Source organism: Ktedonobacter sp. SOSP1-85 (assembly GCF_016587415.1).
Classification (GTDB): Bacteria; Chloroflexota; Ktedonobacteria; order Ktedonobacterales; family Ktedonobacteraceae; genus Ktedonobacter.
The window spans coordinates 305,300-321,324 of record NZ_BNJI01000001.1; the positions used below are offsets into that span (position 1 = coordinate 305,300).

Annotated in this window: 11 protein-coding genes; 6 read left to right on the forward strand and 5 right to left on the reverse strand. The window is 56.1% G+C overall.

Translation table 11 applies throughout. The annotated features are described in order from the left end of the window. Positions 1-100 precede the first annotated feature (100 nt). From KTE_RS01530 to KTE_RS01545, 4 genes are all read left to right on the forward strand, one after another. Complete coding sequence (locus KTE_RS01530; RefSeq protein WP_201377737.1) at positions 101-2,464, forward strand: xanthine dehydrogenase family protein molybdopterin-binding subunit; 2,364 nt, start codon at positions 101-103, stop codon at positions 2,462-2,464. A 453-nt stretch (positions 2,465-2,917) separates the two neighbouring features. Continuing rightward, positions 2,918-4,168 carry an MFS transporter gene (locus KTE_RS01535; protein ID WP_201377738.1) on the forward strand — a complete coding sequence of 417 codons (1,251 nt, stop codon included), beginning with the start codon at positions 2,918-2,920 and terminating at the stop codon, positions 4,166-4,168. Between the two features lie 572 nt (positions 4,169-4,740). Continuing rightward, complete coding sequence (locus tag KTE_RS01540; RefSeq protein WP_201377740.1) at positions 4,741-6,534, forward strand: ABC transporter ATP-binding protein; 1,794 nt, start codon at positions 4,741-4,743, stop codon at positions 6,532-6,534. Continuing rightward, positions 6,531-8,309: an ABC transporter ATP-binding protein gene (locus KTE_RS01545; protein ID WP_201377742.1), complete on the forward strand. Its 1,779-nt coding sequence runs from the start codon at positions 6,531-6,533 to the stop codon at positions 8,307-8,309. The genes KTE_RS01540 and KTE_RS01545 overlap by 4 nt, the downstream gene beginning before the upstream one ends. Before the next feature lie 70 nt (positions 8,310-8,379). Here the strand turns inward: KTE_RS01545 and infA are convergent, their stop codons facing one another. From infA to KTE_RS01570, 5 genes are all read right to left on the reverse strand, one after another. After that, entirely contained in the window at positions 8,380-8,619 is a 240-nt protein-coding gene (gene infA / locus KTE_RS01550) for a translation initiation factor IF-1 (RefSeq protein WP_007903704.1), read from the reverse strand. Between the two features lie 21 nt (positions 8,620-8,640). Next, positions 8,641-9,060 carry a pentapeptide repeat-containing protein gene (locus KTE_RS01555; RefSeq protein WP_007903705.1) on the reverse strand — a complete coding sequence of 140 codons (420 nt, stop codon included), beginning with the start codon at positions 9,058-9,060 and terminating at the stop codon, positions 8,641-8,643. A 575-nt stretch (positions 9,061-9,635) separates the two neighbouring features. Further along, positions 9,636-10,076 carry a GNAT family N-acetyltransferase gene (locus KTE_RS01560; RefSeq protein WP_201386927.1) on the reverse strand — a complete coding sequence of 147 codons (441 nt, stop codon included), beginning with the start codon at positions 10,074-10,076 and terminating at the stop codon, positions 9,636-9,638. Positions 10,077-10,226: 150 nt separating this feature from the next. Next, positions 10,227-10,748, reverse strand: a complete 522-nt coding sequence (locus KTE_RS01565; RefSeq protein WP_201377744.1) for a DinB family protein — start codon at positions 10,746-10,748, stop codon at positions 10,227-10,229. Positions 10,749-10,948: 200 nt separating this feature from the next. Further along, on the reverse strand, positions 10,949-12,028 hold the full coding sequence (locus tag KTE_RS01570) for an SIS domain-containing protein (protein WP_201377750.1): 1,080 nt from the start codon (positions 12,026-12,028) through the stop codon (positions 10,949-10,951). Between the two features lie 145 nt (positions 12,029-12,173). Between KTE_RS01570 and KTE_RS01575 the strand changes: the two genes are divergently transcribed. Continuing rightward, positions 12,174-13,661 carry a PLP-dependent aminotransferase family protein gene (locus tag KTE_RS01575; RefSeq protein ID WP_201377752.1) on the forward strand — a complete coding sequence of 496 codons (1,488 nt, stop codon included), beginning with the start codon at positions 12,174-12,176 and terminating at the stop codon, positions 13,659-13,661. Positions 13,662-13,914: 253 nt separating this feature from the next. Further along, a complete protein-coding gene (locus KTE_RS01580; RefSeq protein ID WP_201377754.1) occupies positions 13,915-15,954 on the forward strand; it encodes a prolyl oligopeptidase family protein in 2,040 nt (679 codons plus the stop codon). The last annotated feature ends 71 nt before the right edge of the window (positions 15,955-16,025 follow it).

Below are 16,025 nucleotides of genomic sequence, written 5' to 3' on the forward strand. Positions count from 1 at the left end.
TCTTTTTACAGTTCAGCACAGTTGTTGTTTTGTGCTGAGTGATATAAAAATCTCTCTGATAATGACAGAAGCTACTACCCACTAGGAAAGAGAGGGCGCTATGCAGAAACCTTTTCAACCATTTCAAGCGGGGCGCCGCAGAGAGGATTACAGGGCGCTAACAGGTAACGCCCGCTATGTTGATGACCTTATATCACCTGTAGGACGCCCTCCGGCGCTACACATGCTGGTGGTACGTAGTCCATACGCTCATGCCAGGATCGTACGCATCTATTTAGATGAAGCTCGCTCATTGACTGGGGTCGTGGGTGTCTTTACGGGCGCTGAACTGGTGGGCGCGCTACCCACATTGCCTATCGGCCCAATGCCGGGTGTCTTCGATCCTGGGCGGCATCCATTGGCGGTAGAGCGAGCGCGCTACGTTGGCGACCCTGTTGCCGTTATCCTGGCTGAGACCCTGCCCATCGCAGAGGATGCGCGCGACCTCGTTGATGTGGAGTACGAGGTGCTGCCAGCCGTGGTTGATCTAGAGCAAGCCCTGGAGGCAGAGACACCTCTCCTCTACGAGGATCTTGGATCAAATGTGGCCTTTGTGCATCACCTGCGTGGTGGGGAGAGCGAGGCAGCCTTTGCACGAGCCGATCATGTCCTACGCCTGCGCCTGGAGAATCAGCGGCTCGCGCCCAGTTCTCTTGAGCCGCGGGCTTGTATGTTTGACTTTGACCCGGGCAGTGGACAACTTTCAGCCTGGGTTTCGTCGCAAGCAATTTTTCGTGTCCGCGAGATGCTGGCCATGTTCCTGGGGCTGGATACCAAGAATATTCTCGTACACAATGCCGAGGTTGGAGGCGCCTTTGGAGCTAAGAATGTATTTCTGGGTGAAGAAGTGGTTGCCGCCTACCTGGCGATGACGCACAAACGCCCGGTCAAATGGATTGAGCAACGTGATGAAGATTTGCAGGCTCAGTCCCAGGGACGTGGACAGATACACGATATTGAAGCCGCCTTTCAGGCAGATGGAATATTACTTGGCTTAAAGCTACGCTCCCTGGCCGACCTGGGCGCCTTTCTCGTTGCAACTACAACAATGGTGCCTACACGTGTTCCGCTCATGTTATGTGGACCATACCGGGTACAGGCGGTTGAGAGCGAGGTCATCGGCGTATTTACGAACAAAGCCACCACTGCTCCCTACCGGGGAGCAGGCCGACCCGAGGCGACCTATATTGTGGAACGCGTCATGGATCGCATTGCCCATGAACTGGATATCGATCCTGCGGAGGTGCGCCGTCGTAATTTTATCGCCCCCCAGGATTTCCCATATCGCGCAGTCACAGGTGTCGTCTATGATAGCGGCAACTACCAGGCCATCCTTGAGCGTGTCCTGGAATTGGGCGATTACCCAGACTGGCGCGCCAGGCAACGAGCATATCGAGCGAGTGTACATCCCAGGCTGTTGGGCATCGGCCTCGCCTCCTTTATCGAACTGTCAGGCGATAGCGCGGCTCCTCCTGCTCATATGCCACGCGAAGCCGTCACTGTACGCGTCAGACGTGATGGTACCATCCTGGTACAATGCGGCGTGGCCCATAATGGTCAGGGCCACTTCACTACCCTTGCCCGTATCGCGGCTACTGTCTTCCAGTTGCCAGATGAGCAGGTAGAGGTACGTATGAATGATAGTAGTCTGCCTGGCTATAGTGTGGGAACCTTTGGGAGCCGTATTACCCAGGTAACCGGCTCGGCTGTTCTGCTGGCTGCGGAAGCCGTTAGAGATAAAGCGCTTCACTGCGCCGCGTGTCTCCTGGAGGCTTCTGCAGCCGACATGGTACTGGAGCAGGGACGTATCAGTGTTCGTGGGACACCTACACAGGCTATACCCCTTGGAGACCTGGCGAGTCAGGTCGAGGAACAGCCTGAACTGATCGAACGTGAAGCCCCCAATCCCGCCAATGGGACAGCGATTGAGGGACTCGCCGCCTGGCGTGAGTATAGTCCTGCTGGTGCAGCCTATGCTTCGGGGGCGCATCTCGCTGTCGTGGAGATTGATCCCGATACTGGTGAGATACAGATACTCAACTATGTTGCCGTCGATGATTGTGGGCGTGTCCTCCAGCGTGAACTGGCGGAGGCACAGATCCATGGCTCTCTAGCCCAGGGTATTGGGCAGGCGTTATATGAAGAAGTTGTCTATGATGAGGATGGACAGCTTCTCAGTGGTACGCTCCTGAATTACGCCTTGCCCCTTGCGCATATGCTCCCTGCCTTTATCACCGATTTTGTCGAGACGCCCTCGCCGTTTAATCCCCTGGGGGCTAAGGGCGTGGCTGAGTCAGGTTGTATTGGTGCACCACCAGCTATCGTCAATGCCGTGCTGGATGCACTCTTCCCTCTTGGTATTACCACCATTGACATGCCGCTTACGCCAGAGAAGATCTGGGCATTGCTCCATATCAGGCGCTAGAGAGACATATAAGTCCCGCCTTTCAGCAGTGGAGCTTGCTTGACTGCCAGGCAGAGATATGCTATCATTCGGCTTATCTCAATGCACGACTCCAGTAGCAAAGCAAAGAAAGGGATATTGATGGCTAGCGCGACGATACAGCCCACCAGCGCGTGGTGCTTTCGCTCTCGTTACGCGTGTGTTAACGCGTTTCGTGTCGCCCAGGGCCTCACTATGCCCTTTTCCAGGGAGCCATTGACACGAAGCTGGAGAGAAAAAAGCTAGCCAGAACGTCAAATGCACAAGCCGTGGGTGACACATACAGGTCTCGCCCACGGCTTTTCTCTTCCATTCCTCAGCGATAACAAGGCCATGGGTGAGCCATATGTCTTTGCCCACGGCCTTTTTCTATGCAGGGAACCCCCATATAAGGGTACCTCTCTACCCCACATCGTGAGAATGGAGTTTTATTACATGCTATCTCATAAAGAGAACGCGACCTCCACGCAGCCCCTCTGGCGCAACCGTGACTACCTGCTCTTGCTGGGTGGTCAGCTTGTTTCGTTTGTTGGCGATCAGCAACAATTTATCGCGCTCCCGCTGCTGATCTTAGCCCTCACTGGTTCGGCCCTCCAGGCTGGTATCGCCGTAAGCTTGAGCACCATAGCCATGCTGGTGGTCGGCCCCATCGCGGGCGTGCTTGTGGACACCTGGGACCGTAAACGCGTCATGCTGCTCTGCGACGCCGGGCGCATGCTCTTGATCCTGAGTATTCCCCTGGCCTTCTGGTTCCATGTGCTGACCATGCTCCACATCTATATCATGGTGACGCTGGCAGGCGTGCTCGGAACCCTGTTTAGCGTCGCGAACGCGGCCTCGTTGCCCAACGTGGTAACACAGGAGCAGCTTCCTGCCGCTCTTTCCCAGTCCCAGGCGGCGTACTCGGGGATACGCACCTTTGGCTCGCTCCTTGGGGGGACACTCTATAGCCTGGGGAGCGCCTTCCCCTTCCTGGCGAATGCCCTTTCCTTTGGCGTGTCGGTCTTTTCATTGCGCCTCATGCGCGGAAATTTCCAGAGCAGTCAACAAGAGGGGGTGCGGCTTCCATGGCACCAGTCCCTCGCCGAGGGCTTTTCCTGGCTGTGGCAACAGCCCTTGCTCAGATTTCTCACCCTCGTCAACGGCGCGGACAGCCTGCGCTATGGAGCCGGGTACCTGGTGATCCTTATCCTGGCGCAGGAGCTTCATACCTCCCCTGGCGGGATCGGAGCCATCTTCACAGCGGCAGCGATTGGAGCGGTGATCGGGAATCTCGCCAGCAACTGGGTACGCCGGCGCTTCTCCTTCGGCACCATCGCGATCAGTATGCTCTGGCTCGAAGCCTTGATGTTTCCCCTCTACGCGATTGCCCCAAATGCCATCGTGATGGGCTGTATCGCCGCTGCGGAAGAACTGGTTGCCCCCATCTATTCCATCGCACTTGACACCTACCGCCTCACGGCAACCCCCGATACCATGCGGGGCCGCATGAGCAGCACAGTGCAATTGATGACCCGGGGCGCACAATCCCTGGGAGCCATTCTCGGTGGATTGCTTATTCAAAGCATGGGTGCCAAGGTGAGCACGCTGCTCCTGGGAGGCTGGCTGATCCTCCTAGCCATCGCCACCACCTTGAATAAGCGAGTTCGCCAGGCCTCGCTACCTGTGCCTGACCCGGCTCAGTAGGAATGCAAACAGAGGTGATGCGCGACTGCGCATCACCTCTGCCTATGGCTGAATACTTGCACAGCGCCGATAGTGATCGCTCCCTTGCAGAAAAACATCGCTATAATGGGTGAGTGTTTTGATCCACCGCTCAATTTCGACTTGACTTTCGAGTAAGCATGGGTTATTATGAGCTTATCTTATTTTTGGAGGTCCAATCTACCATGCACTTAATCACAGCTAAGGTGTTGCTAAACGAAGTGAGCTGTGTCTACAACTAGGTAAGGTCGTCTCTCCGCGAGTCATTGCGATGATTGCGCGCTTCAATATACGGCCATACCCTTCTTCGAGAAGCTACAGATAGTTTTCCGCTCTTCTGTAGACGTTCTTTTCACGCTTCAGAATCGGCCCACTTCGCCTCAGAGGGCTACTTTTGCTTGCCTGCGTATCGTACGCGGCTACACATTGTCTCCCCTTCAGCATCACCGCTTCCCCACCACACATAGCCTTACCTTGTCGTAGGCTATGCTCTTATGCTGCACACGTGTACCGTGTGTCCTCATGTTCCGCAATAGACAAAGGAAGAAACAAGTTTGATATACGTTCAGTTAAGACGCTACTGGCGCTTCCTGACCACTTACCTCTTTCATGCTCTCAATCGTTACTGGCGGCTGTTGGCCCGCTATCTGCGCCCCCAGTGGCCACGCATGGCCCTGCTAGCTCTGATCCTGGTTGGCACCATTTCTGTACAGGTGATGACACCGCTGGTCGCAAGCTACTTTATCGATCAGGCCACCTCGGGCGGGGATCTGCATAATCTGATCGTTCTGGCACTGTTGACCATGGTCCTGGCACTGGCGGGGCAGGGCCTGGCTGTCGCCGAGACCTACGTGGCCGAAAATGTAAGCTGGACGGCCACCAACACGTTGCGCGCCGACCTTGTGGCTCACCTGCTCAGGCTGGATGCCTCTTTTCACACGGCCCATACGCCGGGCGAGTTAATCGAGCGGGTGGATGGTGACGTCGCCACCCTGGCTCGCTTCTTCTCCCGCTTTGTGGTGTATGTGCTCGGCAACGCCGTCTTGCTGATAGGCGTCCTCGGGCTACTCTATCACGTGGACTGGCGGGTAGGCCTGGGAATGAGCGTCTTTGTCGTACTGGCCCTGACGGGTATGCTGCGCATCCGCGCCGCTGCCACACCTTCCTGGGCTGCGGAGCGCCAGGCCAGCGCTGATTTCTATGGTTTCCTGGGTGAATACCTGGCTGGCTTGCAAGATATCCGCTCCAGCGGAGCGGGCGCGTTTGTCCTGCGCCGCTGCGCCGAGGTGATGCGCTCGTGGCTGGCCATCACACGCAAGGCACAGATGTGGGGCTATGGCCTGGGCGCTACCAGCCAGGGGTTGTTTGCCCTCGGCACGGCGGCCGCTCTCGCCCTAAGTGCCATGCTGTTTACATCCGGCACGCTGACTATTGGCGCGGTCTACCTGATCTTTCAGTGTACCGAGATGCTGCGCCAGCCAACCGAACAGATCCGTAATGAAGTACAGGATCTGCAACAGGCAGACGCCAGCATGGCACGTGTCGAGGCGCTCCTGAATACCAGGCCACGCGTGATCGATGGTCCTGGCGTGGTACTACCGCCAGGACCGCTGGCGGTGGAATTCGAGAATGTTTCATTTAGTTATGCGGAGGATGCGCCAGTCCTACGTGGCGTTAACGTGTCGCTTGCGCCAGGTCGCGTGCTGGGCGTGGTGGGACGCACGGGTAGCGGGAAGACAACGCTGACGCGGCTCCTCCTGCGCTTCTACGATCCTGTGGCGGGTGCAGTGCGCCTGGGGGGAGTGGACCTGCGGGAAGTTCATCTCTCGGCATTGCGCTCGCGCATTGGCCTGGTCACGCAGGAGGTAAACATTTTCCATGCCAGCGTACGCGACAACCTGACGCTCTTCGATGATAGCATACCTGATGAGCGTATTCGCGCCGCGCTGGATACCTTGGGTTTGGGGAACTGGCTACGGGAACTGCCGTGTGGGCTGGATACCCAGCTCTTGCCCGATGGGGCAGGGCTCTCCGCCGGGCAGGCTCAGGTGCTGGCATGCGCCCGTATCTTGCTGCTCGATCCAGACCTGGTCATCCTGGACGAGGCCTCCTCGCGTCTGGACCCAGCTACGGATCGGCTGGTGCATACGGCACTGGGGCGGTTACTTGAAGGCCGTACCGGCATCATCGTGGCCCACCGGCTGGCCACTATCGCATATGCTCACGACGTCCTGGTTCTGGAGGATGGACAGGTGCGCGAATACGGGCCACGGCTGGCTCTTGCTGCCGACCCTACTTCACGCTTTGCCGATTTGTTGAGCGTTGCCACTGAGGAGGTCTATCAATGAAACAGCTTCCAACCTGGCGCTACCTGCTGCAAATGGTCCGCTATAGGCCCTGGCTCTACCTGCTGCACGCGATCTTGTGGGGGACGTTCAGCCTGTCATGGCTCCTGGCAGGGCTGGTAGCCCGCGCCTTCTTCGATACCCTCACCGGTCAGGCACACTTGCCTGGTGGGGTAGCGGGACTGATCATGCTGCTGGTCGTGATCGCCTTGTGCCGCGTGGCCCTGTGGCTCACCGCTGGTTTTGTTGAAATTATGATGCGTTTCACGATGAGTGGGCTCCTACGCCGCAACCTGTTGCGCCACATTCTGAAGCGGCCAGGAGCCAATGCGCTCCCCTACTCCATCGGCGAGACCATCAGTCGCTTTCGCGACGATGCTTATCAAGGCGAGGATGGCGTGGACTGGAGCGACGAGATTACAGGTCAGGGTCTGCTCGCCGTCGTGGCCTTCCTGGTGCTCCTGCACATTGATGCTCGTATGACCTTGATTACCATCCTGCCTCTCGTGGTCGTGACGCTCATCGCCCGGCGGGCGAGCAACGCGCTGGGTCGCTATCGCGAGGCCAGTAGTCAGGCTACCAGCCAGGTCACTGGCGCCATCGGCGATATCCTGGCAGCGGTGCAGACGGTGCAGGCCACTGGGGCCGAAGAGCGAATCCTGGCTCGCTTCCGCCGACTGAATGAGCAGCGCCGGACAGCGATGCTGGCCGATCGCCTGGCGACGCAGGTTCTGGACGCTATCACGGAGAATACGGTGAGCCTGGGGACGGCCCTCATCATGTTGCTGGCCGCTGGCAGTCTGCGCAGTGGTAGCATGACGGTGGGCGACTTTGCTCTGTTTGTCTTATATATGAGCTTTATCGCCGATTTCACCTCCGGGCTAGGAAAGTTCCTGGCTCACTATCAGCAGACGGGTGTCGCTTTCGCCCGCATGGGTGCTTTATTGGGGGATGCTCCGCCATCAGCTCTGGTAGAGCATACGCCGTTGCACTTGCGTGGACCTTTGCCCGAGGTCCCGCCTCCAGCGCGCAGTGTGGCTGATCAGTTATTCCTCGTGGAGGCGCGAGGGCTAACTTATCGCCACCCGCAGTCTGGGCGAGGTATCGACGAGGTGGACCTACGCCTGAACCATGGCACACTGACGGTGGTAACGGGGCGCGTCGGCGCGGGCAAGACAACGCTTCTCCAGACGCTCCTGGGCTTGCTGCCCAGTGAGGCAGGCGAGATCCGTTGGAACGGCGACGTCGTGGACGACGCTGCCTCCTTCTTTGTGCCGCCCCGTGCGGCATACACGGCACAGGTACCACGCCTGTTCAGCGAGACGCTCAGGCAGAACATCCTTCTAGGGCTACCAGACGACTCTGCGGCCCTGACCGCTGCCGTGCGGGGCGCTGTTTTAGAGCGCGATGTACAGGCACTGGAGGAAGGTTTGGAGACACCAGTGGGTACTCGCGGCGTCAAGCTCTCGGGGGGACAGATGCAGCGCACGGCAGCGGCGCGTATGTTGGTGCGCGGCGCCGAGTTGCTGGTAATCGACGACCTCTCCAGCGCGCTGGACGTCGAAACCGAACGCACCCTCTGGGAACGCATCTTTGAGCGCGAAGATACGACCTGCCTGGTCGTCACGCACCGGCGCGCCACCCTGCAACGTGCCGATCACATCATCCTGCTCAAGGATGGCCATGTCGACGCTGAAGGAAGACTGGACGAGTTGCTCGCAACCAGTGAGGAGATGAGGAGGCTCTGGCAAGAAGACGATGGGAAGGTATATGAATAACAAATAGGGACTAAGGAACCTGGCCAGGCTTTCGGATTTTTCTGAAAGCCTGGCCAGGTTCGGTTGTGTTTTAGCGGGGACCACGACCTTCGTTGATGCGCCAGGTGATCCGGCCTCGTGTCAGGTCGTAGGGCGAGAGCGCAACTCGCACCTTATCACCCGCCACAAGACGTATATTTGACAGCCGCAAACGTCCGGCAGGCACTGCCAGTACATGATGCTGCTCATCGATTTGGATTTTAAACAAGGCGTTGGGAAACACTTCAACCACTTCCCCAACGACCAGAATGTCATCTCTCTCTTTTGCCATATTATCCTTCCTTTGCCATGCTCAGTTCAGCACGGTCTCTTCAAGAACCGCCTTTTGCAGATTCGTCTCGCTGAGGTCCGCGTCGCGCAGGTTTGCTCGATACAGCAATGTCCCATTGAGGTCTGCTCCACACAGGTTCGCGCGACAAAGATGGGTGCCACTCAAGTCCGCGCCGCTGAGATTGGCTTGGCTGAGATTGGCTCTGATCAAGTTGGCCCGATAGAGGTCGGCCCAGGTGAAGTCGACGCCGCTGAGATCTACTCCGCTCAAGTCGGCATTGCTCAAACAAGCCCAGGCTAAATCGGAGCCACTGAGATCAGGCCGAATATCCGAATGCTCTTGCCTCCACTGATTCCAGGTATGGACACTCTGTTTGAGAAGGTCAAGATGTTGCTGATTCGCCAATTGGTTTACCTCCAAATGTGTCTCTGTTACACGCATGATGATCCATCCCATTCAGCTTGATTGGAATGTAACTCCTCTCCAGGCGAGCGAGCAAAGACACGCTCATTCTCCTCAAATCGAGCAAGAAGAACATCTTCAAGCGTTCGTTCGATCCGAAGAAAAGATGTGGCTCGCACGGAGTAAGAATAATCAGAAAGAGCACAGAGAGGTGGTGCAGCAAAAGAGGAAGATCGATAGTGGCTCTGTTACACGATACCCTGCTGGGTGTGCAAGGCCAGGAGGCACATCGTGTATTGCTGCCCATGCTCTAAAACATGTGCTAACACAATTTGTCTCCTTTCCTAATTGGCTGAATGAGCATCCAGCCTGAAACAATACAAAGGCATCATTGGCTGAACAGGTAACTAGAGTATAGCAGCCATCAGCAAAATTTACAAGAGTTACTCTATGTGCATACGACCAGCCAGTAGGAAAGGTGTGCTTAGTATGTGCCATGCTCTTTAAAGAGGGCTCAGCTTGTCTGTCTTGATTTTAAAGGATGTTGCCGCCTAGCATGAAGCGTAGGGTCCATGCCGGAATGGACCCTACAAAGTAGCGTCTGTAAGGCTGCACTAACGCGGCAGTTCGATCTGATACCGGATAAAGCCACGGTTCTCGCCCACCTTATCGTATAGGTACCGTGCCGTGGTGTTGGATGCCTGGGTGGTCCAGTACACACGACAACAGCCGTGAGCCCCAGCCCAATCGACGACAGCGGCGATCAACGCGCGAGCCACGCCTTTACCGCGCGTATCCGAGGCAGTGAAGAGATCCTGTAAATAGCAGACATCTGGTCCCGACGTGCTGGGATGGACAAGGAAATGGGTTATACCAACAAGCCTGCCGTCCAGCTTGGCACCGAAGGCGTGCAGGTGCGTATCTGCCTGGAATTCGCGCCACGCCCGGTCGTACATCTCGGGCGGCTCAACCCGCTGATAGAAGTCGATGTAGGCGCGGAACAGGGCTTCCCAGACAGCCCTATCGGACGGCATGAGCTTATCAATACTGATCATGTAGTACTCTCCTGATTGTATCTCTAAATTCAAGGAAGAAAGGAACTGAAGAGATTGTAGGGCTCATGCTGGCATGGACTCCGAGCGCAGCGACCTACCCGCGCCAGGGTATCGGCCTGCGGGCCGGGCGAGTCCATGCCAGCATGGACCCTACATCGGGGGCACAATCTCGTGATCTAGGAAGAAGGCACGCCAGGGGCCGCAGCCGAGCATAAAGGGTTGCATAAGCGCTCGCTCCGCCTGGATAGTGTGATTCAAATCGTGAGCCGCCCATGTATGAAGGAACTGTGCCAGGGTAACCGTACCAAACTTCGGATGCTGGACAGTCCGCTCCAGATCCTCATCCTTCACTTGCTGAATCAGGACAAGACTTTCTTGACGATGCTGTGCAAACGCAGCCGCAAGCTGTTCAGGCGTCTGAGTAGCAAGATCTGGGTGTGGCTCGTTGGGATCGAAATCGCTGAAGTCCTGGCCCGTCAGAAGAGCGCGGAAGCGCACAGGAAAGAGCGCACGTTCCGCATCCACCAAATGCTGTAAGCAATTGCGTGCCGACCACTCCCCTGCGGCTGGCGGACGTATCAGCAGATCATTGGGAAGTGTGCTGACCAATCGCTGCCAGCGCTCTGGGGTAGTAGAGAGGACCGCAAGTACTCGCTCTAACATAGTATTCATGAGAACCTCCTTTACTTCCTTTGAGTTTTTTTGCCGTTTCTCTGAGTACCTCTTTGGCATCCTCCACCAATTCCATCTTTTTGCTCCTGGAGCTTTTTTGCTTCAGTATATCATGCCCTCTGAGGAACAGTGGAACGCCTTCACTCCCTGCGCGTGCATTCGTTCCGCTGTTTTTCAAACAAAAGCCGACAGCAACTCTTCTACAACTGTACGAGTTTCATTGCTTGGGCGAAGTGGGGATCTTCCAGGCGAAACCCATCGGGATTGGTACCGCGTGCCAGCGCCAGGTGGTAACTAAAGAGTTGGAGCGGGATCAGGCAGGTAAGCGCAGTGAATGGCTCAGGGGCACGTGGGATAGTGCACATACCCGCCGCATCCTGCTGGATGCTGGTAGCCGTACCATCGCTGACCACGATGAAGGGGGCACCAACCGCCTTAATCATGGTGGCAAGTTCGAGGACACGGGCCTGGGCTGGACCGCCAGGGGCGATGAGAATGAAGAGGTCCTCTGGCTCGACACACTGGAATGGACCGTGCAGCATGACCTCAACCGGCATACCTTCGGCCTGGAGATACGAGGTCTCCTTGATCTTGAGCGCGATCTCCAGGGCCGTGATGCCAGATGGTCCGCCTCCTACGATCCAGATACGGCGGTGCTTCAGATGGGCGCTTGCCAACTCCGCCATCCGCGCATCTGTCTCCAGGCAGGTTCGCAAGATGGTGGGGAACTCTTCTTGCAGGAAGGTGGGCGCGTGGTGCTGCTGCCCGAGTGCTTCAGCCAGGCAAGACAGCGCGGCGATGGTGCCAGTGTAGCTAACCGTGTGAGCCGAAGATTTATCCTGCTCGGTGGTCTTGAGAGTGATGTCGGCATACTGCATGGTGCTGGGAGCGCCCTCGCCCGTGATAAGCAGCGTATAACAACCGGCTTCTCTGGCGCGTTTAATGGCCTCCAGGCTGTAGCGTTTGCCACCGCGATGACTGATGACGATCACACAATCCCTGGCACTCAGGTTGGGGCCGTAGAGGGCGAAATCGAACGAGTGCATCGTCTGGATGGGCACTGCTACACCATAATACCTGAACAGGTGATAGCCTACTTCGGCTGCGTGGAACGAGGTTCCGATGGCGACGATGAAGATGCGCTGAGCTTGCGCGAGTCTGGGAGCAATCTGCTCAGTCAGAGGACGAATATGCTGGATAATCGAAGCCCAAGCCTGGGGTTGGGTCATCACTGCGTCATACATGTGAAAGGGATGCTGGGTGCGAGGTTCGGCTGCCATGGGATGATCCTTTCTCTTGTCAGGAATACTCCTGATGTTGGTGAGAGTATGATATCCTGAGATTGATCTCCCCACCAGGGCCATTTTGTGCTAAAGTGAGAGGACCAATACAGCATCTCCGCATAGCACTAGGAAGGGAACGGCCTTGACACAATCTGCCTCTATTGTCGCTTCTCTCTGTCTTGTATTGGATCGACAGTTGCCGACACCGCTCTTTCGCCAGTTCTACGCCGGCCTGCGCGAGGCCATCCTATCCGGGCACCTTGAAGGTGGGACACGCCTGCCGCCGACGCGAGAACTGGCTGAGGAATTAGAGGTTTCGCGCAATACGGTGGTGAATGCTTTTGAGCAGTTGATCGCCGAAGGCTACCTGGAAGGCAAGGTTGGGGCAGGCACCTACGTGACCTCTATACTACCAGAAGATGTCTTCAAGACGAACATCGATGTGAGAAATGCCTCTAGTGGGGTTCCCATGTCTGGCGCGGCCATTTCGCGCTGGGGAGCTTCTCTTACGGCCAAATCGGTCGTGCCGATCCGCTATGCCCGCAATCCTCGTGCTTTCCAGCCAGGTGTGCCTGCAATCGATAGGTTTCCTTTTGATCTCTGGGCGAAGTTGACGGCCCGCTGTTGGCGCTATCCGGCGCGTGAGTTGCTCTCCTATGGCGATCCGCATGGCTATTGGCCCTTGCGTGAGGCGATCGCAGGTTACCTCAAGGCGTCCAGGGGTATGAAATGTGAACCTGAGCAAGTGATCATCATGGCGGGTTCCCAGCAGGCGCTGGATCTGACGGCCAGGGTGCTGCTGGATCCTGGTGATGCCATGTGGATTGAAGACCCTGGCTATCTAGGTGCGCGGCATGTCTTTGCTGGTCTGGGTGTGCGCCTGGTACCCGTTGAGGTCGATAAGGATGGCTTGAATGTGGAGGAGGGTATACGGCGTTGCCCTGACGTGCGCCTGGCCTATGTGACACCCTCGCATCAGTATCCGCTGGGAGTTACGATGAGTCTGGCCCGGCGGCTGGCACTGCTTGAGTGGGCGACACGCACAGGAGCCTGGGTGCTGGAGGATGACTATGACAGCGAGTATCGCTATGAAGGACGGCCCCTGGCTGCTTTGCAGGGCTTAGACAATACGGGCCGGGTCATCTACATGGGCACCTTTAGCAAAGTGTTGCTGCCCGCGCTGCGCCTGGGTTACCTGGTTGTTCCGCTTGCACTCGTAGACACCTTCGTGCAGGCCCGCTCGATCGCCGACCGGCACTCCCCGGCGCTGGACCAGATGATCCTGACTGAGTTCATGAACGAGGGGCACTTTGCACGCCATATCCGGCGCATGAAGCACCTCTATGTCGAGCGCCAAGCGGTGTTGATAGAAGTAGCCCGCCAGAAGCTAGACGGCCTGCTGCAGATCCAGCCCTCCACAACCGGCTTACACGTCGTGGGCTGGCTGCCGCCACGCTGGGACGATCGTCTCGCCAGCCAGCATATTCAACGCCAGGGAGTCGATACTCCGCCGCTTTCGGCCTACCACCTTGCTCCTCCGCAACGTAGCGGCTTGGTCCTCGGCTACGCAGGCGTGGAACCGCAAGCCATACGCACAGCCGTCGAGCACATAGCAAGGGCGCTTAGCTAAGGCCCACTCGGGCGTTTAACCCATCCTCTTCTTCTTCGTGCCCAAGAAGCAAAAAATTCCTTACTCAGCCGGAAGCATAATATGGTATCCTTTTCAATGTCAGGAGGCATTGGACGGAAACGAGGCATAGGCGTGAGGAACTCGTGGTAGGGCGTATGTCTGCCTTGTTTCAGCGAGGCCAAAGAGGCAACAAGTGCCCAATACACGCGTAATTCGATGTCGCGAATGCGCTTTCATGTAAAGGAGTACAACTTTGCAACCAGCTACTCGTCGTGAAAATACTGTTGAAGATTATCATGGAACCCTTGTCGCCGATCCGTATCGGTGGCTAGAGGAGGTATCGACTCAGGAAACACAGGCCTGGGTTCAGGAGCAGCACAGCGCTACCCGCACATACCTAGATGCCATTCCAGATAGAGACCAGATCAAGCAACGCTACCGTGAACTCTTTAATTATCCTCGCTACTCAACTCCATACAAGAAGGGAGAGAGATACTTCTTCTCTAAGAACACGGGGTTGCAGAATCAAAATGTGCTCTATACGCAATCTGCTCTGCGCGCGAATATGAAGACCGTGCTTGATCCCAATACCCTCAGCGCAGATGGCACAGTCGCCCTCACCAATCAAGCGATGAGCGAGGATGGAAAGTTACTGGCGTATGGAACGTCGAAGAGTGGTAGTGACTGGCAGGAAATTCGCATTCGCCGTGTGGACGATGGCCGCGACTATGATGAAGTAATCCAATACTGTAAGTTCGCCTCGATCGCCTGGAGACATGATAGCACGGGTTTCTACTACAATCGATTGCCAGAGCCAGGGACAGTACCTGAAGAGGATCAGACCAACTATAGTAAAGTCTACTGGCACAAGGTTGGTACCCAGCAAGAAGAAGATCAACTCGTCTTTGAACGGCCAGAAGCCAAGGAGTTAAGCTTTTCACCGTTCATCTCAAACGATGGGGTCTATCTACTTCTCAACGTGTGGTGCGGAACTGACCCGAAGAACCGCATCTATTACCGAGAGGTAACGAGCGATGAGCCCTTCACACGCTTGCTAGACGAGGCCGATGCAAGCTACAACTTTGTGGGAAACGATGGAGCAATATTTTACTTCCAAACAAACCTGGATGCACCTCGAGGAAGAATCATCGTAATTGATACAACAAAGCCAGAACGTACACAATGGCGTGAAATCGTATCTGAACAGAGTGACGTGATGGATTTTGCGTTGATCGTCAATCAGCAGTTTGTGCTCGGTTATATGCATGATGCGCACCACCAGGTAAAGCTCTACAACAAAACAGGCACATTCTTACGTGAAATCGAGCTTCCCACCCTCGGCTCAATCATGGGTGTAAGTGGCGAGCCAGATGACGATGAACTCTTTTTAAGCTTTACCTCGTTTCTCTACCCATCAACCATCTTTCGTTATGACTTTGAACGTCACGAATTAAAACCGTTGTGGGAGACACCACATACATTTGATCCATCTGGATATGAGACCCGGCAGGTCTTTTTCACCTCAAAGGATGGCACACATGTCCCCATGTTCCTTACCCATAAGAAGGGGCTTGTGCTTAATAACAATAATCCCGTTCTGATCTACGGCTATGGTGGTTTTGATATCAGTTTGACACCCAGCTTTGGCATCACCCCACTGCTCTGGGTTGAGCGTGGAGGGATATACGCAACAGTAAACCTGCGCGGTGGCAACGAGTACGGCGAAGAGTGGCACAAGGCTGGAATGCTTGAGAAGAAGCAGAACGTTTTCGATGATTTCATCGCGGCTGCTGAGTGGCTGATTGAAAACAAATATAGCAATCCTACCCGCATCGCTATTGAAGGCGGGAGCAATGGGGGGCTCCTTGTCGCCGCGAGCATGGTCCAGCGCCCTGAGTTGTATGGAGTGGTCATCTGTCGCGTGCCAGTCATTGATATGTTGCGCTACCACAGGTTCACTGTCGGGCGCTACTGGATCTCAGAGTATGGTAATGCCGAGCACAACCCAGAGCATTTTAAATTCATGTACGCGTACTCGCCATTGCACAACGTGAAGGAAGGGGTCGAATATCCTCCGACCTTGATCATGACAGCGGATACGGATGACCGCGTTGTCCCTGCCCACGCCTGGAAGTTTGCCGCGACACTCCAACACGCATACCAGGGAAAGAATCCGATCTTGCTGCGCTTTGAGCTGAAGGCTGGACATGGAATGGGGAAACCAACTGCGAAGATTATTGAAGAGGAGAGTGATATACTGGCCTTCTTATTCCAGACCTTTTCCATGCAATAGGGTTGCTACCAGTTGCAGGAAATCTGCAGTGACACTCCGCCGGCAGTTGAAAACCGTGCGGCTTCTTGCGG